Origin of the sequence: Pseudomonas sp. 58 R 3, assembly GCF_900006605.1 — a bacterium.
Classification (GTDB): Bacteria; Pseudomonadota; Gammaproteobacteria; order Pseudomonadales; family Pseudomonadaceae; genus Aquipseudomonas; species Aquipseudomonas salomonii.
The window spans coordinates 31881-50836 of sequence record NZ_CVTT01000066.1; the positions used below are offsets into that span (position 1 = coordinate 31881).

Annotated in this window: 15 protein-coding genes; 5 read left to right on the top strand and 10 right to left on the bottom strand. The window is 61.1% G+C overall.

Translation table 11 applies throughout. From position 1 onward, the window contains the following. Positions 1 to 17: 17 nt before the first annotated feature. A complete protein-coding gene (locus tag BFP92_RS22875; protein WP_065931223.1) occupies positions 18 to 1991 on the top strand; it encodes an SDR family NAD(P)-dependent oxidoreductase in 1974 nt (657 codons plus the stop codon). Positions 1992 to 2196: 205 nt separating this feature from the next. Here BFP92_RS22875 and BFP92_RS22880 read toward each other — a convergent pair whose 3' ends face one another. The 6 genes from BFP92_RS22880 to BFP92_RS22905 all read right to left on the bottom strand — a co-directional run bounded on the left by BFP92_RS22880 (position 2197) and on the right by BFP92_RS22905 (position 10933). Next, positions 2197 to 2724: a glutamine amidotransferase-related protein gene (locus BFP92_RS22880; RefSeq protein ID WP_239694309.1), complete on the bottom strand. Its 528-nt coding sequence runs from the start codon at positions 2722 to 2724 to the stop codon at positions 2197 to 2199. A 495-nt stretch (positions 2725 to 3219) separates the two neighbouring features. Beyond that, positions 3220 to 4449: an alginate lyase family protein gene (locus BFP92_RS22885; protein WP_065931224.1), complete on the bottom strand. Its 1230-nt coding sequence runs from the start codon at positions 4447 to 4449 to the stop codon at positions 3220 to 3222. After that, positions 4446 to 7514: an efflux RND transporter permease subunit gene (locus BFP92_RS22890; RefSeq protein ID WP_065931225.1), complete on the bottom strand. Its 3069-nt coding sequence runs from the start codon at positions 7512 to 7514 to the stop codon at positions 4446 to 4448. The genes BFP92_RS22885 and BFP92_RS22890 overlap by 4 nt, the downstream gene beginning before the upstream one ends. Continuing rightward, complete coding sequence (locus BFP92_RS22895; RefSeq protein ID WP_065931226.1) at positions 7511 to 8629, bottom strand: efflux RND transporter periplasmic adaptor subunit; 1119 nt, start codon at positions 8627 to 8629, stop codon at positions 7511 to 7513. The genes BFP92_RS22890 and BFP92_RS22895 overlap by 4 nt, the downstream gene beginning before the upstream one ends. 16 nt (positions 8630 to 8645) lie before the next feature. Next, complete coding sequence (locus BFP92_RS22900) at positions 8646 to 9455, bottom strand: MipA/OmpV family protein (RefSeq protein WP_065931227.1); 810 nt, start codon at positions 9453 to 9455, stop codon at positions 8646 to 8648. Continuing rightward, entirely contained in the window at positions 9452 to 10933 is a 1482-nt protein-coding gene (locus BFP92_RS22905; RefSeq protein ID WP_065931228.1) for an efflux transporter outer membrane subunit, read from the bottom strand. Before BFP92_RS22905 ends, BFP92_RS22900 begins: the two co-directional genes overlap by 4 nt. A gap of 97 nt (positions 10934 to 11030) precedes the next feature. Here BFP92_RS22905 and BFP92_RS22910 point away from each other — a divergent pair, with 97 nt between their 5' ends. The 3 genes from BFP92_RS22910 to surE all read left to right on the top strand — a co-directional run bounded on the left by BFP92_RS22910 (position 11031) and on the right by surE (position 13798). Beyond that, a complete protein-coding gene (locus BFP92_RS22910) occupies positions 11031 to 11720 on the top strand; it encodes a response regulator (protein ID WP_065931229.1) in 690 nt (229 codons plus the stop codon). Positions 11721 to 11725: 5 nt separating this feature from the next. Further along, entirely contained in the window at positions 11726 to 12901 is a 1176-nt protein-coding gene (locus BFP92_RS22915) for a sensor histidine kinase (protein ID WP_065931230.1), read from the top strand. A 99-nt stretch (positions 12902 to 13000) separates the two neighbouring features. Further along, positions 13001 to 13798: a 5'/3'-nucleotidase SurE gene (gene surE, locus BFP92_RS22920; protein ID WP_065931231.1), complete on the top strand. Its 798-nt coding sequence runs from the start codon at positions 13001 to 13003 to the stop codon at positions 13796 to 13798. Here the strand turns inward: surE and BFP92_RS22925 are convergent. From BFP92_RS22925 to BFP92_RS22940, 4 genes are all read right to left on the bottom strand, one after another. After that, on the bottom strand, positions 13774 to 14205 hold the full coding sequence (locus BFP92_RS22925) for a MarR family winged helix-turn-helix transcriptional regulator (protein ID WP_065931232.1): 432 nt from the start codon (positions 14203 to 14205) through the stop codon (positions 13774 to 13776). The two genes, surE and BFP92_RS22925, sit on opposite strands and share 25 nt — an antisense overlap. 133 nt (positions 14206 to 14338) lie before the next feature. Then, positions 14339 to 14584 (bottom strand): hypothetical protein, encoded by a 246-nt coding sequence (locus BFP92_RS22930; RefSeq protein ID WP_065931233.1) that lies wholly within the window; start codon positions 14582 to 14584, stop codon positions 14339 to 14341. After that, positions 14581 to 16020 (bottom strand): AdeC/AdeK/OprM family multidrug efflux complex outer membrane factor, encoded by a 1440-nt coding sequence (gene adeC, locus BFP92_RS22935; RefSeq protein ID WP_065931234.1) that lies wholly within the window; start codon positions 16018 to 16020, stop codon positions 14581 to 14583. The genes BFP92_RS22930 and adeC overlap by 4 nt, the downstream gene beginning before the upstream one ends. Positions 16021 to 16074: 54 nt before the next feature. Next, positions 16075 to 16887 (bottom strand): helix-turn-helix domain-containing protein, encoded by an 813-nt coding sequence (locus BFP92_RS22940; protein WP_065931240.1) that lies wholly within the window; start codon positions 16885 to 16887, stop codon positions 16075 to 16077. A 321-nt stretch (positions 16888 to 17208) separates the two neighbouring features. Here BFP92_RS22940 and BFP92_RS22945 point away from each other — a divergent pair, with 321 nt between their 5' ends. Continuing rightward, positions 17209 to 18906 carry a cyclic peptide export ABC transporter gene (locus BFP92_RS22945; protein ID WP_065931235.1) on the top strand — a complete coding sequence of 566 codons (1698 nt, stop codon included), beginning with the start codon at positions 17209 to 17211 and terminating at the stop codon, positions 18904 to 18906. Positions 18907 to 18956 lie beyond the last annotated feature (50 nt).

Sequence of the window (18956 nt, forward strand, 5' to 3'; positions counted from 1 at the left end):
TCAAGAGGTGTAACGCCATGCACATGTCGTCCGCTGTTTCCCGTAAACACCTGAGTGTCGCCTTGGCGCTGGGCTCGATCGCCGTGCTGATGGTGGGCCTGCAACCCTTGTTGCTGGGAGAGTTGCTGGCGCAAAACCGCCTCTCACTTGAGGGCGTCGGCTTGGTCGCCATGGGTGAAATTCTGTCGTTGGGGTTGGGCGTAGTACTGGGCGATTTGCTGCGGTCGGTGTTCAGTCTGCGAGTGATCACGGTCGTCGCCATCCTGGCAGCATCGGGGATGGACCTGATCACGGCCAATACCACTGGCGATGGCGCCCTGGCACTGACGCGGGCCCTGGCCGGATTGGCCGAAGGCCTGCTGTTATGGGGCACCGTCAACCTGATCGTCCAGGGGCCCGCGCCTGATCGTGTGGCGGGTGTGTTCATGGTGGTGCAGACACTGGGTCAGGCGGCGGTAGCCGCCGTGTTGGCATATTGGGTACTGCCGATTCAGAGCACATCGTCTTACGGTTTTGTGTTTCTGGGAGTGCTGACGGCCGCTTCGTTGCTCTTAGTCCGCTGGCAACCCAGTCGACTGACGAATCAGCAGGCAGAGCACGCGGAAAGTACCAAGTTCGGTTGGGGCCTTAACCACGTGCTGCTGCTGGGGCTGGCCTTTATGCAGCTCAGCGCCATAGGTGGGCTCTGGGCTTACCTGGAGCCATTGAGCAAATACGTGGGAATGGATGCGCAAAGCGCACAATTGCTCGTTTCTGGCACGTTACTGATGCAAGTGTTGGGCGGGTGCCTGGGGATTATCCTGGTGCGTCGAGTCTCGGACTATTCAATGCTGGCGGTCGCCGCTTCGTTGTTGGGTGGCATCGCGCTGGGGATGTATTTTTCGACTGATATGGGCGTCAAGGTATTCCTGGTGTTGTGCGGCGCGTTTGGCTTGATCTGGCTGATGTTGACGCCGTTCCAGGTGCGTATCGCGTTGCAACTTGATCGCTCGGGGCGGATAGCGGCGCTGGTTCCAGGCATGCAACTGCTGGGGTGCGCCTTCGGCCCTTTGATGTCCTCGCAGTGGGTAGTGGGAGAGAACGCCGAGTACGTGTTGCTGGTCAGTGCCACATTCTCGCTGATTGCACTGACTCTGGTCGGTTTGCTGCGCCGATGCCCCGCGAGCAAGCCCGCAAGCTTTGCGCGCAAAGTGGTGCTGGTGGTAGGCGCGTCCTCCGGCATGGGCCGGGGCCTGGCGGTGCGTCTGGCGCAGGAGGGGGCCTGGGTGGTGGCCACGGCGCGGCGCAAGGAGCTGCTCAATGACCTGCAACAGGAAATCACACTCCAGGGCGGCAAATGCCTTGTCTCGGCGGTGGATGCCCTGGATGAGCAGGCGGCGGCTGGCCTGGTGGATGAAATCGTCAAGCTGTATGGTCGCCTCGACGTGGTCGTGCTCAATGCCGGCGGAGCGCCCGCGCTGGATATGCGCGAGATGAAAGCCGCAGATGTCACGGCGTATATGCGCTCGAACTACGATGTGGTGGTCAACTACCTGTTCCCGGCCCTGGAGCAGATGAGCCGCCAGGGGCATGGTTTTGTGGTGCACACCAATTCACTCGCGGGTTTTCTCGGTGTGACGTTGCAGGGACCGTACAGCGCCGCCAAGGGCGCACTGCGCTTGTTGATCGATACGTGCCGCATCGAGTTCGGTGGCCGTGGCATTCGTTTTCTATCGCTCTACCCAGGGTTTGTCGCCACCGCGCAAACCGCCAACGATGGTATGCCGGCACCGCTGGAAATATCCGAGGCCGTGGCGGTCGACCATATGCTGTACGCCATGCGCAGCCGCCGATGGGATTATTTGTTTCCCTGGCCGATGAGGTGGGTGATCCGCCTGGCCAGGGTGCTGCCCAAGCCGGTCACGTTGTGGGTGTTGCGTAAGGAGTTGCCAGGCGCGCAGGCGGTTGACAGGCGTTATGAGCCGGCCGTGCCGCTGAATAAAACCGGCTGATCCTCAGCGCTGGCGCCGCTCGCTCGGCAAGCAGTTGGCTATAGCATGCTCAAGCCCGTAGCACATCGCCCTGCCGAGGGTTTTACAGGTGCAGCACCTTGAATCGGGCAACTTGATTGCCGTTACCCACACCGACAATGGGCCAAAACGATGCGCACGACACCCTGTAAAAACTGTGGAGAGTTTTACTCGTTTTATTTAAGCCCTATTGGGTCAGGTAATCCGCAACGAGCTTGTCCAAAAATATGAACAGCTTCTGGTTCATCTCGTCGTAGTTGTTCTGCCGCAATGCTGCTGGCTGTTGGACAAACCTGCGGTCAGTCAATGTCGCCAGTTCCGTTTCAGAGGCTTGGATCAACAATTCCACGACGTCTTGGGTGAGTTCCATATGGCACTGAAAGCCATATACCAAGTTGCTGTACTCAACGATCTGGCGCGGACAGCCTTCACTGTACGCAATGATCCTGGCATTCCCGGTGAGGCCAGGCATGTCGTTGTGCCAATGACCGACATCCAGCGTCTTGCCGAAATGGGAAAACTTTGGATTCGCCAACCCTTCCTCGGTCAGGTGAATGGGAAATTTGCCGATTTCTTTCTCGGGGCTGTGTGCGAAAGGCGCATTCAGCGCTTCGCCGATCAGTTGCGAACCCAGGCAAACACCGACGACCGCCCGACCGCTTGTGATGGCTTTGTTGATGAGTTCGCGCTCGGCCAATGCGTTAAATGGGCGCATTGCTCAAGCGATGTGCCAGGGTCCTGGGGCCCGCCTAGCACAACCAATAGGTCGAATGAGGCGGCGTCGTCCGGGAGGACGGCATATTCGTATACGCGTGAATAGGTTGCTTGATAACCCCGGGCGTTTACCCAGTCCTCAAACGCACCCGGTGCTTCGAAGGACTCGTGCATCACAAAATGGACTTTCAACGGTTTACCCTCAGGTTCCAGATAGGTTCAAGGTGACTTCAGAACACAGGGTGATCTTAATGACACGTAGTGTCATGTGCAAGTCAAGTGTCATGACTTTCAAGGTCGATGGCGGTACAACTGAGAATTGTGCGCAAGAAGCTGGAAATAACCCTGGAGCAACGGGCCGCGCTCATTCGGCCACGCTGCCTTCAAGGACCACCTGGGAGAGTCATGTCTTGTCCCACTGGAAAACATCAACTCAGGCTGGCAGTGCCGTATTGACCCGCAGTCGTGGTTGCCGTAACGGCGCATTGATGGATTTTCAGGGCACCAGTTCACTGGGTGACAGGCCGTATTCGCCCAACGAGTAGAGCAATGTTCCATAACCCAGTTGGTCATATCCGCCACTGTTTGGACCGTAATCCCCACCACCGCCTTCCACCTGAACTTTATGCGCGAAGGCTTTCACGTTCGGCGCCGTCAGGCCTTTAAACACCACGTAGTGGTTGTAGAGCAGTTCCCAGATCGGACGGACGTCGCCGCGATGCTCTGCCGAAATAACGCTTTGCTGGAAACTGCTGTTGATAAAGGGTGTAAACGGCACGTCCTGGCCCAGGTTGTATTTGGCCACATACTCGGCGCCTTGCAGTACGCGGTTGTTCTGATAACCGAACAGATCATCGCCCTGGCTCCAGGCCATTTGGCAGAAACTGCCGAGCAAGGCAATGTCGAGCAGGGTGTGCGCCTGGTCACGCCCGCTTTCCTGGACCTGGCCGAGACCATTGCCGTAGAGCTTCCACACCACGTGTTCAATGGAACCGTTGCCGGCGCCATGTTTGAAGTAGTTGACCGCCTCATCATAGATATCGCGGCGGTCGGTCAGCACGCCAATTGCCAGCATCGCGTTCATGTTGGCCAGGTCCCAGTTCGCCCAATAGTGATCGACCAACGCGTTATTGTGATGCGCCAGGAAGTCATGGTTCATCGGGTAGAAGACCGTGAGCATCATGTGCTGGAACTGACGAAAGTCCGCAGCCTTCCACTTCGAATAACCGCGCAATAATTCTGCGGCATTGGCGAGTTGGTAACCGTACAGGCCTGATGCCAGGAATCGGTCCGAGGTGCCCTCAATGGCCGTGAGGGTGGTGGACCACTGCTTCAACAACGCCACGGCTTTGTCGGCATACGCGGGGTCGCCCGAGAGCTGCCAGCGCAGTGCCAATGCGTACGCTGCAGCAGCATCGTTGAATAACCTGGCGTAGTTTTCCGGATGCTGGCCATCCGCGCCCCGATACACCACCGCGACCGGGCTCGGGTTCCAGGCCAGTGATGCGTGTCGGTTGGCGATCAGCTTCTGCCAACCGGCCAGCCACGGTTGGTTATGGTTGGCGAGTTTTTCGCGGATGCGTATGAAGTCCTGTTCGGTCTGCAACAGGCCTGGGTGGACGAACGCGGAGGCTTGAGCGCCGATACTCATCGACAGTGCGCCAAGCAGCACGGCCCCGAGGCCTATGCGCTGGATAGTGCGCTTTGCCTTCAACGAAAAAATCATGGTGTGTTCGCCTTGATGTGTGAATGTTTACGCGGTGTGAACAGCAATACGTACAGCACGGGGATCAACCCCAGAGTGACCAACGTGCCCAGTGCCAGGCCGCCCATCAGCGTGATCGCCATGCCTTCCCACAGTGGCCCGGCAAACAGCATCAGCGGCACCAGCCCGATAATGCAGGTCAGTTTGGTCATGATGATGGGGCGCAGGCGTTTCACGGCGGCATTCACTACAGCCTCGTACACCGGCAAGCCCTCGTGGAGTTCCGCTTCGATACGTTCGAGCAACAGCACCGCGTTGTTCACGATAATCCCCGCCAGTGACAACAGCCCGAAGGTGGCCATGAAGCCGAACGGGTAGCCGGTGATCAGCAGCGCAACAGCCACGCCGATCAGGACGAAGGGGATCGCCGAGACCACAATCAGCAGCTTGCGAAACGAATTGAACTGCCAGACGAACAGCAACAGCATGGCGATCAGCGCGTGGGGCAGGTATTGCAGCAACGCCTGGTTGGCATCCGCCGAGTCTTCGATCTCGCCGCCCAGTTCAATGCGGTAGCCCGGCGGCAGGGGCAGTGCCGCCACCTGTGGCGCCAACTGCTCGACGATGGAAGTCGCCGTCAAAGAAGGGTTATGTCCGACCACGGTAATGGCGCGTTCCTGATTGCGCCGCATCAGCGTCGAAGGTTCGCTCGACGCGACGATGCGGGCAACGGCCGCCAACGGCACGGGCGGTGAACCGTCGGCCGGATAGACCAGGATGCCGCGCAGATCGGGGGAGGCATCGGTTGTGGTCGACGGCTCGCGCACCACCAGCGGGACGCGGGTCTGGTTGTCCTGCAACGACGACACCTGCTGGCCGCCGAAATGCAGTTGCAACGCCTGGGCAATGGCTTGGGTGTCGACCCCGGCTCGGCGCGCGCTGTGCTGGTCGACCTCGACGGTATAGCGCGTCAGGCGGGTGCTCCAGTCATTGCGCACATCCAGTGTGCCTGGCACGTTACGCAGGGCTTTTTCGATCTGGCCGGCGAGGTTGCGCAGTACCTGTTCGTCCGGGCCCAGCACGCGATAGATCGCGACACCGGCCTCGGTGGTGCCCAGGGAAAAACGCTTGGGCTCGGCGCGCAGTTCCGGGTGTTGCTCGAGCAGATAGCGGCGCGTGTTAGCAATCACCGCATCGATATCCGTACCGCTTTTGACGCTGACGGTAAAGTACGCGGTTTCCGGTGCCGGCAAAGGCGGGTTGAGGCCCAGCACGATACGCGGCCCGCCATCGCCGACGTAGCCGATGCTGTCGGCCACCTGGGGTTCCTTGCTCAGCCACAGGCTGATCTCGCGCACGCTCTGCAAGGTCTTGCGCGAACCGCTGCCGGGCTCCAGGGTGATGGGCACCTGGAACTGCAAGCGGTCGGACTGAGGCAGAAAGTCATAGGGCACGCGCATCAGTTCGAAGATCGCGGCGCCCAGTAACACCAACATGGCAATCAGAAACAGCACCTTGTGTTGCAACACCCGGCGAATGACCGCCCGATAACCTCGGTAAAAACCGCTGTCGTAGCTGTCCTCTGCGGCCTTATGGCGTGGGGGCTTGGCAAAATACAGGCACAGCAGCGGCGTGACGGTAATGCTCAACAGCCACGAGCCGAGCAGGGTCAGGGCCAATACGACGGCCAATGAACGCAGGTATTCATTGGTGCTGGTCTGGCCGAGAAAGAACGGCGAGAACGCCAGCACAATCACCAGCGACGAGGTCAGCAATGGAATCGCCAGGGTGCGCCCGGCGTCCTCACAGGCCTGGCGCCGATCCTCACCGGCGTGCAGCCGGCGTTCGATGTCCTCGGCGATCACAATGCCGTTGTCCACCAGCAAGCCGAGCGCGAGGATGATTGCGGCGATCGACACGGTTTGCAGCTCGACCCCGAGCATGCGCATGGCGATCAACGTACCGAGGATGGTCAGCGGCACAATCGCGCCCACCACCAACCCGGTGCGCCAGCCCAGGAACAGCATGACCACGGCCATGACGATGACCACGGTTTCGATCATCACATGCTTCATCTTGGCCATTTGCTGATCGACCACATCCGCCTGGAACGTCACCCTATGGGTGCTGAAACCCAACGGCAGTTGCTGCTCCAGCTGGGCCAAGCGCTCGCGCAAGGCCACGCCGAATTGATGAACGTTCTGTCCTGGCGCCATGGACACCGCCAGCACCACGGCGTCCTGGCCTTGATACACCGCAGCGGTCTGGGGCGGGTCGGTAGCCATGACCGAGATCTGCGCGATGGCGCCGAGTGCTACCGATTGCGCGGTGCCGTCGGCGCCGGGCAGTTGGATCGGCAACTGGCGCAGTTGCTCCACGTTGAGCACTTCGCCGGTCACGGTCAGGGTGGTGATCTGCCCGCCAATGTCGGCGATACCGCCGGGCGCTAGCACGTTCTGTTGCTGCAATTGCTGGAACAACTGCTGCGGGGACAAGCCCAGCCCCGCCAGGCGCTGCGGGTTGAAGTCGATTGACACCTGCTGGTCCTGCACGCCGTGCAGCGTCACCTGGCCGATGCCCGGTAACCCGCCCAACTGGTCGCGCAGGCGTTTGAGCGGTCCGCGCATCTCGCTCATGCTGTAGCCGGGCGCGGTAATCGCGATGGACGCGACGGCGACACGCCCGAAATTATCGTCGACGAACGGCCCCTGGGTGCCCGCTGGAAAGCTGGCGCCGGCCTCGGCGACTTTATTGCGTACCTGCTGCCACAGCACGCCCAGGTCCTTGATTTCATCGCGGGCCGTCACCTGGATGATCACGCTGCCAGGGTGGACGGTGGTCACGATGTTTTTGATCTGCGACAGCTCGCGCAGTTTTTCTTCGGTGGGGCGGGCCAGCAACTCCTCGGCGCGTTCGCTGGGCAGACCGGGGAACTGGATACTCACCAGCGCATCGCGGATCGTCACCGAGGGTTCTTCCTGAGTCGGGAAACTCAGGAATGTGGCCACGCCTGCGAGCAGGATCAACAAGGCAGTGAATAAGGTCAGGCGGCTCGCGCCCAGGGCGTGACGGGTCAGGTTGATCATTCGGGTGTGCTCAAACGGCTGGAGGGCGAGAGCAGGTTGACGGGCTGGCCGTCGGTGAGGAACGCCACGCCGGTGACGACCACTTGCTCGCCGTCCTTGAGGCCGTTGTCGATGGCGACACGGCCCTGGTCGATCAGGCCGATCCTGATCTCACGCAGGGCGACCTTGCCCTGGGCCGGGTCATAGACGAACACCTGCACCTGGCTGGCGTCGCCACCCATGCGCAGCGCCTGGGTCGGAATCGACAGCGTGAGCGCGGCGGGGGCCGCCAATCGTACGTTGAGGTTCACGCCGCTGGGGAGCGCGAGGTCGCGGGCGTTCAGGCGGAAACGCGCGCTTTGCAACAGGCCGTTCTGTGCACGCGCCGATATGCCTTCGAGTATAAGCGGCAGGCTTGAGCCGGGTGCTGCCGGGTCGTTGGCGACCGCGTGGTCGCCAGGCTTGAGGCCGGCGGCCTGTTCCACCGGGATTTGCACGATGACTTGTAACGCGCCGCCGGCCTCCAGTTCCATCACCACCTGGCCGGGCGACAACTCGCTGTACAACTGCGCGGGTCTGGCCACGACGCGGCCATCAAACGGCGCGACGAGTTGGCCCTGGCGTTGATCGCGTCGTACCAGGTCCAGCGCCGCTTCATCGGCGGTCTGCTGTGCAACGGCGGCCTGCCACGCGGCGTCGGCTTGCTCCACGGCGCTGGCCGCGACGCTGCCCTGGGCGAATAGCTGTTGCTGGCGGACCTTGTTGCGTTTGCGCTCGCCGGTTTGCGCCACGCTGGCGAACAAGGCCGCTTGCGATTGTTTCAGACGTAACCGCACGGCTGCCGTGTCCAGGCTTGCCAGCACCTGGCCTTGTTTTACGCTATCGCCGACGTCGACGTTCAGCGCCACCAATCGGCCCGCGCCTTCGAAGGCCAGGGCCGCGCGTTGGCGTTGGCGCACCACACCGGTCAACGGCGCAACGTCGGCCTCTGCCGCATGCACGCTGGTGACTTTCACCGACCTTACGGCTGGCTCCGGCATCGGTTCCTCGCGCGAACAGGCCGCCACCATCAGGCAGGCAACACCAAGCAACAGGGGACGGCCCCAAGGACGGAACAACTGAGCAAAACCCTGCATGCCTGGCGCCTCGTTATCAGAAGGTGTAGTTGATGGCGAACATGCCCAGGCCGGCGCTTTCACGTCGGACCAGCGGGCTGTTACGCGCCTGGTCGGCGTACTGGGTCAGCGTCAGGCTGGCCAGCGTCGACCAATGCGCGTCCAGGCTGTGCTGCCAGTTCAAGGCGGCGGAGTAGGCGTAAATCCCGGCATCGGCGTCGTAGCGCCCATAGAGTGAACGTTGGCTCTGCGCCTGGGTGACGCCAAAGAAGGTCTGGTTGTAGCGGCCATCACCGGCATGGGCGTCGATGTCCAGGGCCAGGGTGTCGCTGCCTGTGTGGAATAAAATGCCTTCCAGGCCGAATCGGTAACGGTTGCCGCGATGTTCGCCGGCCATGCGCAGTTCGGCTTCGCCACTGACCGACAGCCAGTCAAGCAGTTGCTGGCTGAGGGTGAAGTCGGCGACGGTGGCGCCGTTGACATCGCCCATGCCGTTCAGTTCGCGGTCGCCCGGGCGGCTGGTGCTGTCCTTTTCCTTACGGCCCAGGTCGTAGTTGATCGCCGCGCTGGCGCCAAAGCCGCTGTCGGATTGAAATTGCAGGCCCACACCACGGGTGGTGTCGGCGAACAACACGCCGTGCTGGATGCTGAACATCGGCAGCACAAGCGCGCGGTAACGGTCGGCACCCATGTATCGCGGCGTGACACCCATGCCAAGGCCCAGGGTGGCGGTGGTCTTGTCGGCTGCCGGGCTGGCGTCGGCCGCCTGTGCCGGGGCCGCCAGCGTGCAGGCCATCAAGACGGCGCCCCACAGCACGGTGCGGGTAGGGGGAGTGGTCAAGTTCATGGTGAAGCCCTTTCAACGGAGGAAAATAACGGTGCGCCAGACAGCGCGCGATACAGCGCCAGGCGGTTGAACAACAACTGGTAGGTGGCCTTGCGTAATTCGATGGCCGATTCAGTCAGGCGAATGGCCGCCGCCGGGTGCTCCGACCGTGCCGCCGCACCGGCGACAATCTGTTGGTCAAGACGCTTGGTCTTCAATGCGCTCAATGCCGCCAGATCAATTTGCGTGGCGGCGTTGGCCAACGCTTGCTGACGTTGAGTCAACAGGTCGGCGATTTCGCGGAAGGCGTCCTGCACGGTCTTTTCGTATTGGGCGACGGCGGACTGTTGGCGCGCGGTGGCGAGGTCCAGGTTGGCCTGGTTGCGGCCACCGTCGAACAGCGGCAGGTTCAGTTGCGGGGTGAACAGCCAGGCGCCGCTGCCGGATGAAAACAAGGTGTTCAAGCGCGGGCTGGCGATGCCCGCGCCGGTGCTCAAGGTAATCGAGGGGAAGAACGCCGCACGCGCGGCGCCGATGTTGGCGTTCGCGGCGCGCAGCGCTTGTTCGCACTGGCGCACATCAAAGCGCTGCAACAGCCGCTGGGATGAGAGCTCGATCAGCCAGGGCGGAGTCTCCAAGTCAATTGCGGGGTCTGTCGCGGTAGCGGTCGAAGGCGCGGCCTGATAGCCGCTGACCCACGCCAACGCCTGTCGTGCACTGGCGTGATCGGCGCTTGCGTTCTGCCATTGCTGGGTGGCACGCCGAACTTCCATGCGCTGGCTGTCGACCATGTCCTGGGCGATGAGGCCCTGCGTTTGCTGGCCGACGAAAACGCTCAGCAACTGGTTCTGATTGTCGAGCATGGACTGCGTGTCGGCCTGCACGCCTGCCTGCAAGCGCTCCTGCAAATACAGGCGCGCCACTTCAACGATCAGCGCCTTGCGCGCGGCGAGGGCGCCGTAGCGCGTGGCCAGGTAGTCATGCTGCGCCGCTTCGGACAGGCTGCGCACCCGGCCGAAAAAATCCAGCTCGAAGTCCGAGATGCCCACGGAGGCCACCGCGATGTCCTGCCCATAACGCTCGTCGGCAGCCTTGTCGTGCAAGTGCTGGCGGTTGCGTTGCAGCCCCAGGGCCACGGTGGGCAGACGATCGGCGCGGGAAATGCCGTACCGGGCGCGGGCTTGCTCTACGCGCAGCAACGCCAGGCGCAGGTCACGGTTGTAGTCCAAGGCTTGTTCAACCATCGCCTGCAACTGCGCCGATGGGGCCAGGCCTGCCAGCAGTTGTTTTTCCTCTTCGCTAAGCGCTTCTACGCTGTTGATCGTGGAGGAGGGGGTGCCCGTTACCCGTGTGCCTTGCAGGTTGTCCGGCACCGGCAACGCGGGCGTCTGGTACATCGGCGCCAGCGAACAGCCGGTCAGCATGCCGACCAGCAGCAAAACCGCGCCGAGGCGTTCGGGCGGCTGGATAGGCTTGGACAGCGGGGCGGTGGTCGGCATAGGATCGGTTCGCGAAAGTCGGGCGTAGGGCAATACTGCCCACGGACTTTCAATAAACCGTTCGCGAATTATCAAGGTTTCATCAAGAGGCTTCTTTGTGTCAGGAAAACGTATCCTCATCGTCGAAGACGACGCTGACAGCGCCAACATTCTCGAAGCCTATCTGCTGCGGGACGGTTTTGAGGTGGCCCTGGCCGAAGACGGCCAGCGCGGTCTGGACCTGCACAAAAGTTGGCGGCCCGATCTGATCCTGCTGGACGTGATGCTGCCGCGCTTGAGTGGCACTGAGGTGTTGTCTGCGGTGAGGCGCAGCAGTGATACGCCCGTGATCATGGTCACGGCCATGGGCGACGAGCCGGAAAAACTCGGCGCCTTGCGCTATGGCGCCGACGACTATGTGGTCAAGCCCTACAGCCCGCGCGAGGTGGTGGCGCGGGTGCACGCGGTGTTGCGGCGCACCATGGGCAGCCAGCCGGTGGAACAGCTGTTGCGCCATGAAAACCTGCGAGTGGACCTCGTCGCCTTTACCGCGGCCATTGAACATCGGGATGCACCCTCGCAGCTGCTGGACCTGACGCCCACGGAGTTCAAATTGTTAGTCACCTTGCTGAAGACACCCTCCAAGGCGTTCACCCGTGATGAGCTGCTGGAAATCTGCCTGCCGGAAAGCGAAGCCCTGGCTCGCGTCGTCGACACCCATGTGCACAACCTGCGGCGCAAGCTCGAAACCCATGGCATCGCCGGGGTACTGGTGACGGTGCGCTCCATCGGCTATCGGTTCAGGTGAACACTATGCTTGAGAACTCACGGGTCAACGACAAACCCTTGTGGCGCTGGGTCGGCATGCGCATGAGCCTGCTGGCGATTGGCGCGGTGGTGGTGATTGCCATTTGCATGTGGATCAACTTCAGGCTGTCGGACCGGTATTTTTTGCAGCACCTGCCGCCAGCGGCGCGCGAGGAATTGCTGCAGCTGCGCGCCGAACCGCAGCTCAACGAAAAACGTCTGCGTCAACTGGTTGCCGAATACTATCCGGTGGAATTCTTCCAACCGGACATGGCCAACCGAGACTGGCTGATTCTGGCGTGCCTGGTGCTGGCGGCTATTCCGATCATCATCGTCTGTGGTTTGTGGTTTTCGCGACCCTTGTCCAGCCAGTTCTCGGCGATTGCCCAGGGCGCAAGGCGGGTCGCCGGCGGTGATTTCCTGACGCGCCTGCCGGTTCACCGCGACGCGCCCGATGAGCTGCAGCGCCTGATCAGTGACTTCAACAGCATGACCACGCAACTGCAGCGCTATGAGCGTGATGTACGCGAGTCCAGCGCGGTCATCGCCCATGAACTGCGCACGCCATTGAACGCCGCCATGGGCCGCGTGCAGGGCATGCTCGATGAGGTATTCCCCAGCGATGCCGCGCAGTTGGGCATGGTCAAACGGCAGCTCGATCAACTGCGCAAACTGGTGGATGACCTGCACTTGTTGTCGATGGCCCGTGCCGGCCGTTTGGTGCTGGAGCGCAGCGATTTTTCCCTGGCGGCCCTGGTCGCCGAGCGCCTGGCCTGGTTCCAGCCGCAGCTGGATGAGGCCGGCGTGCGCACCCAGATCAGTATTGCCGACGGGTTTCGTCTGCATGCCGATCGCGATCGCCTGGGCCAGGTGATCAATATCCTGGTGGATAACCTGCTGCGCTACGCGGCCGGGGGTGGCGAATTGAGTGTGCTGGCGCGTCGCGTCGAAGACCGTGTAGTGATAGAGATCGGTGACCGTGGCCCAGGGATCGAGGCACAGCACCTGGACAGCGTATTTGACCGCTTCTGGCGGGCGGAGCGCTCGAGGGCGCGTTATTCGGGCGGCAGCGGGCTGGGCTTGTCCATCGCTCGTGCAATCTGCCAGGCCCATGGCGGGGCCGTTACCGCCAGCAACCGCGCCGAAGGGGGCACGCTGATCCGGGCGGAGTTTCCGCTGTAGTTTTTTGGGTTTATAGCTATTTCTGGATAACTATTTAAATATAGGTAATTATGCCGTTAATGGCGGTCATCCGAGCGCCTGCATTGACGGAGTATTGCCATGGCGAACGGTGATCATCGATTCGAGCGAATCCTTCTGACCAATGACGACGGCATCGATGCCCCCGGGCTCAAGGTGCTGGAGCGTATCGCGTGCCAACTGGCGAATGAGGTCTGGGTCGTCGCGCCCTTGCTTGATCAAAGCGGCACCTCTCATTCGTTGAGCCTGCACGCCCCCCTGCGCTTGAGCTATCACGGAACACGCCGGTTTGCGGTCACCGGCACACCCGGTGACTGCATTGCCGTAGCGCTCGGGCATCTGCTCAGTCATGACAAGCCGGACCTGATTTTATCCGGTGTGAATCGCGGGGCGAACCTGGGCACGGAAACGGTGTTTTCGGGCACCGTCGGCGCCGCGATGACCGGGTTACTGTCGGGGATTCCCTCCCTCGCGCTGAGCCAGGCGTTTACCGACCGCACCGCTGTGCCTTGGGGAAACGCGCTGACCCACGGCGCGTCCGTCATTGAGCAACTCATGGCGATGGAATGGCCGCAGGACGTTTGCCTGAACGTTAATTTTCCCAGCTGTGCACCCGGTGCCGTACTGCCGCTTAAGATCACGCGCCAGGGCAGGGGGCGCTTGGAGGGAGTGTCCGTGCGCTCGGGAGATGACCCGCGCGGCCTGGAATACCATTGGCTTCAATTGGAGCGGCATCAGGGGGCTGATGAGCCAGGCACCGAAACGGCGGAAAATCTTGCGGGGCACATTACAGCAACGCCTTTGCAGTTCGAGCGCACGCACGCGATCGCAAGCGTGGTATCTGAAAAAACGCTTCAGCGCTCCTCGTCGCGGCCATAGTGGCTGAGCTTGTCCATCAGCAGCCCGGCCGCGTCCAATTGCTTGCGTTCCGCGCTCGTCAGGCATGCGTTCGCTGCTTCAGCCAGCCACTCATCCCGGCGCTGACGGCTTGCCTGCAAAACGGTCTGGCCTTGTTCCGACAGCCCGATCCAGGTGCGCCTGCGATCTTCGGTATCTGGCGTGCGAGTAATCAGGTTTCGTGCTTCCAAGTCCTTCAACAGCGCCGCAAGATTGGACGAACGAATGTTTTCTGCCTCGGCAATTTTTGACGGCGTTGCCGTGCCGTCCATTTGATCTATCGCGCTCAGCACCAGCATCTGCGACCAGGTCTCGGGATGATTCTGCGCCTCTTGGCGCAGACGCTTGTTCAAGCGCGTCAAGCGCCCGCGAAACAGTGAAATATCCATGCTGCGGTACCGTGGAAAAAACCTATGAGATTGTAACCAAATCGGGCGCGGTGCGCTGCGGTTGCCTTCGCGTGCCCGGTTAGACGTGTCGAGGGCTTTGATGAGAAGCGCAAGGGTCATACTCATTTTAGGGTCACCCTCGCGCAATCTTGCTCCGCAGCGACGCTTCGCGTTCAGCATTTTGAGCGTTCGGCGCAGCATTCACCAACGTCAGGTTCGCGGCGATATAGAACCCCTGGACCCTACGTTTTTTCTCTTCGTACTCGCAGAGCACTAGCTCGGTGTTTGGCAATTGCGAGGTGTCCAGTGCAGGTTTGACCAGCATTCTCTTGCCCCCCGAGCGCAGGCGCACATATTGCCCAGGCTCGAAGGTGCTCACGGGTGCGTCTCGGCAACGGCCAGCTGCGTCGGGTTTCCCCATGCGCCGCCCAGGGCGGTGTACAGATTGACGTCCGTTATCAACTGCGCCAAGCGGTCAGTGATCAGCGCCTGTTTGGAGGAGAACAATGAGCGTTGTGCATCGAGAAATACCAGGTTGCTGTCCACGCCGATACGATAACGGCGTTGCGCAAGGTCGTAATATGTCTGGTTTGCCCGCACCAGATCAGACTGCGCGCGCAGTTGGTCGTTATAGGTCTGGCGAGCCGCCAGGCCATCGGCCACTTCCTGGAACGCCGTCTGGATGGCTTTTTCATACTGGGCGACGCCGATGTCCTTTTGCAGCTTGGCGTAGTTGAGGCTCGCGCGCAGGCTGCCGGCGTTGAAAATCGGCAGGTTGATTTGCGGCTGGAACGTCCAACTGCCCGAGCCGCCCTTGAACAGGCTGGACAGTTGAGCGCTGGACGCACCGGCATTGGCGGTCAGGCTGACACTGGGGAAAAACGCCGCGCGGGCGGCGCCGATATTGGCGTTGGCGGCTTTGAGCCGATATTCGGCTTGCAGGATATCGGGTCGGCGCTGCAGTAGATCCGACGGCAGGCCCGCAGGCACTTGGGCGATCAGGTCGCCGGCCAGCGGCCGGACCGGCAGGGACTCGGGCAACGCGGTGCCGACCAGCAGCGTCAAGCTGTTGCGGTCCTGTGCGACTTGGCGTTCATAGCGGGCCATGTTGGAACGGGCACTCTCGACGCTGGTCTGCGCCTGCGCAGCGTCCAGCGAGGACGCCACGCCCTGATCCAGGCTGCGCGTGGTCAGGCGCAGGCTTTCCTCGTAGGAGGCCAGGGTCTGGCGCGTCAGTTCCAGTAGTTCCTGGTCGGCACGCCAGGTCAGGTAGGCGTTGGCGACGCTGGCCACCAGGCTCAGTTGCGCACTGCGCTGCGCTTGCTCAGTGGCCAGGTATTCCTGCATTGCCTGTTCACTGAGGCTGCGCACGCGCCCGAAGAAATCCAGTTCATACGAACTGATGCCCAGCGTTGCCGAGTAGGTAGAGGTTATCGCCGGCTTGCCTGTTTTTGTGATGCTCGCCGGTACCCGCTGACGGTTGCCGCTGCCATTCGCAGAAATAGCCGGGAACAGATCTGCACGCTGAATCTGGTATTGCGCGCGGTACGCCTCGACGTTCAGGGCCGCCACACGCAGGTCGCGGTTCTGCGTCAGGGCAGTCTGAATCAGTTGCTGCAACGCCGGGTCGTGAAACAACGCGCGCCAATCCTGGCGTGCAGCGTCTTGACCGACCGCGCCTGCGCCAGCGGCATAGGCTGGGCCTTGTGGGTACTCAGACGCGACTGGCGCCGCAGGCTGGTGGTAATCGGGGATGAGCGAGCATCCCCCCAACGTCACTGCAACCGTCACCAGGGAGAAAGCAAACTTGTTCATTGGCCAGCCTCATTTGAAGGGGAGCACGGGTTACAACCCGTTTCTTGAGTGGTGCTAGGCGCCGACCATCCATTTGGTCAATCCGTGTCGGCCGCTCACCCCAAGCTTTGCGGTTGCACGCTTGAGATAGGTTTCGATAGAGCTGTTTTTGAGGTGCAGTTTTTGCGCTATTTCCGGCACCGTTCCGCCGTTGAGCAAGCCCAGGCAAACTTCCTGTTCGCGGGTCGACAACGTGATGTCGCAGAGGGCCAGGCGCTTTTGAAACTCGCGTTGAATGTGCGTCGGTTCCTGATCGGCAATCGGGGTCGCCATCCAACTGCCCATTTTGCGCAGCGTGCTCTGACGACTGAACTGGGCATAGCTTTCAATCAGTGGCAGCAGGGCATCGGAGAGATTCTTGAGTTGCGACAATTGGCTCAGGGAATAGTCTTTGTGCGTGTGCGATCGATACAGGTTCACCACGCAGCGCCGGTTGCCGTCGCGTGACACCAGCGCACACTGGTGCGTGGCATTCCGCGAGGCCTTGCTTGCCGCGCCTCTGGTGCGTGTTTTCTGACGGATCAGCAGCGAGCCTTCCATGTCCAGCATCTCCTTGAGCAGCGAGTCGTTGGCGGTGGGGCGCAAAGCGTCGGGCGCGGGAATGTCGGCAGGGTCGCCGGCGCTGCCCAGGGCCTTGATATCGATCAGGTGAGTATTTGACTTATCAAAGGTCCATTCGCTGAGCGTCAACGCCGTGACCGGCACAAGCTTGTCGATCAGCTTAAGCATGTTGAGTGCAAAGTGATCCTGATCAGTGCTGGAAATCAGCTCACCGAGGATGAAGTAGAAGTGCGGGCTTTCCGCATTTCGAATGCTGCTTAAATCCATAGTGCAATCATCCTTGATAGCCACGTTTTTATAAGTTGGGGGGTGAGCGATCAGCGCTGCCATCGTTCACTCCTGAAGGGCCTGGCTCGGGTCCGTATTAGGCCCATTCATTGTGTGCCGGTCTGTAATGGAAAGCGGGGACATTCAGGCCACGCCGGCGTGGCGACCGCGTATTTGCCTCGGTCAGTGTTTTGTACAGGCTTTCTGGGACAGCCGATTTGCGGGCAATCCGTACACTTGGCGGCTCCGGCACCCCGGCCGGATGCAGTGTTTTGCCTGACGGGCCAGACCCGGTCTTGAGTGTATTTGAGGAGTTAATCCATGAACAAAGAGCATGAGAAGCCGCCCAAGCCGGGCTCGGTCTTGCGCCTGCTTTGGCAAAACCATCCCTGGCTGGCCTTCTTTTCACTGGTCACTGGCATCATCAGCGGCGTGGCGGCGATTGCGGTGGTCAACGTAATCAACTTGGCGATCTACGAGCAAGGGTCGCGGGTGCACTTGTTGTATTGGTTCGTCGGTTTGAGTGTGGTGGCGCTGGCGTTCCGTAACGGGGCGACCTTGTTTCCCGCCTACGCCAACATGAAGTTGATGACACGCTTGCGCATTGCGTTGTGCCAGAAAATCCTCTCGTCGCCCCTCGAAGAAGTTGATCGGCGCGGCCCGCCCAACGTGCTGACGCTGTTGACCACCGACATTCCGCAGCTCAATGCAACGCTGCTGGTAATGCCGGTGATGCTGGTGGAGTCCACAGTGTTCATGTTCGGCCTGGCCTACCTGGCTTACCTGTCATGGACGGTGTTTGCGCTGACCCTGGCACTGCTGGCGGTCGGCGCGATGCTGTACGTCTTCCTGTTCCTTGGCGGCGTCAAGTTCACCGGCCGCGTGCGTGATGAGTTCACCGCGTTCAACGAGCACACCCACGGCCTGGTGTTCGGCCTCAAGGAACTCAAACTCAACGGCATTCGCCGGCGCTGGTTTGGCCGCTCCGCCATCAAAGAGTCGTCCACGCGGGTCGCACGCTTCAACTTTATCGAGCACATGTGGTACCTCGGTGCCGAGAACATGGGGCTGGTCACCCAGTCATTGCTGATTGGCAGCCTGGTTTTCGTTTTGCCATTGTTGATGGTCACCAGCAGCCAGGTGCTGACCGCCAGCGTCTTGACCGTCATGTACATCCTAGGACCGCTGGGCTTGTTGATCAGCACCATGCCGGTCATGGCGCAAGGCCGGGTGGCGATCAACCGTCTCGCCGAGTTTGGCTTCTTTATCAACGAGCACCATGCCGAGCAGGGCGAGTCGGATAACACCAATGTGCTGCGCCTGGAACACAAGAAGCACTGGCACCAGATCGCGCTCAAAGGCGTAGTGATGAACTATCGCGGCGCGGATGCCGAGAGCGGTTTTGCGCTGGGGCCAGTCGACCTGACCATCAATAGCGGTGAGTTGATCTACATCATCGGTGGCAACGGTTGCGGCAAAAGCACCCTGGTCAAGGCGTTGTGCGGTCTATATGTGCCCCAGGCCGGGCAGATCCTCCTCGATGGCGTCGCCGTCAACGATGAGACCCGCAGTGATTACCGCGACCTGTTTTCTGCCGTGTTCAGCGACTTCCATTTGTTCAACCGGCTCATTGGTCCGGAAGGCGAGGAGGTTAATCCGGAACTGGCTCAGAAGTACCTCGCCGCCTTGGGGTTGGCCGACAAAATCAAGATCGAGGGGTTGGGGTATTCCACCACCAAAGAGCTGTCCTATGGTCAACAAAAACGCCTGGCGCTGGTGTGTGCCTACATGGAAGACCGCCCGGTGTATGTCCTCGATGAATGGGCGGCGGATCAAGACCCACCGTTCAAGCGTTTCTTCTATGAGGAGTTGCTGCCGGAACTAAAACGTCGTGGCAAGACCGTGCTGATCATTACGCATGATGATCAATACTTCCAATTGGCTGATCGCGTTGTGAAGTTGGTCGATGGCCATATTGTCTCCGATGTAAACCTGGTCGCCCAAGACCGTCGCGCCTGATCCTGGCATCGCCGTAACCTGTCCCCAAGCACGCCGCCGGCAACCTTTTT

Coding starts and splice junctions, on each gene's coding strand:
- BFP92_RS22875 (WP_065931223.1), top strand. CDS start 18: ATGCACATGTCGTCCGCTGTTTCCCGTAAACACCTGAGTGTCGCCTTG.
- BFP92_RS22880 (WP_239694309.1), bottom strand. CDS start 2,724: ATGCGCCCATTTAACGCATTGGCCGAGCGCGAACTCATCAACAAAGCC.
- BFP92_RS22885 (WP_065931224.1), bottom strand. CDS start 4,449: ATGATTTTTTCGTTGAAGGCAAAGCGCACTATCCAGCGCATAGGCCTC.
- BFP92_RS22890 (WP_065931225.1), bottom strand. CDS start 7,514: ATGATCAACCTGACCCGTCACGCCCTGGGCGCGAGCCGCCTGACCTTA.
- BFP92_RS22895 (WP_065931226.1), bottom strand. CDS start 8,629: ATGCAGGGTTTTGCTCAGTTGTTCCGTCCTTGGGGCCGTCCCCTGTTG.
- BFP92_RS22900 (WP_065931227.1), bottom strand. CDS start 9,455: ATGAACTTGACCACTCCCCCTACCCGCACCGTGCTGTGGGGCGCCGTC.
- BFP92_RS22905 (WP_065931228.1), bottom strand. CDS start 10,933: ATGCCGACCACCGCCCCGCTGTCCAAGCCTATCCAGCCGCCCGAACGC.
- BFP92_RS22915 (WP_065931230.1), top strand. CDS start 11,726: ATGCTTGAGAACTCACGGGTCAACGACAAACCCTTGTGGCGCTGGGTC.
- surE (WP_065931231.1), top strand. CDS start 13,001: ATGGCGAACGGTGATCATCGATTCGAGCGAATCCTTCTGACCAATGAC.
- BFP92_RS22925 (WP_065931232.1), bottom strand. CDS start 14,205: ATGGATATTTCACTGTTTCGCGGGCGCTTGACGCGCTTGAACAAGCGT.
- adeC (WP_065931234.1), bottom strand. CDS start 16,020: ATGAACAAGTTTGCTTTCTCCCTGGTGACGGTTGCAGTGACGTTGGGG.
- BFP92_RS22940 (WP_065931240.1), bottom strand. CDS start 16,887: ATGGATTTAAGCAGCATTCGAAATGCGGAAAGCCCGCACTTCTACTTC.
- BFP92_RS22945 (WP_065931235.1), top strand. CDS start 17,209: ATGAACAAAGAGCATGAGAAGCCGCCCAAGCCGGGCTCGGTCTTGCGC.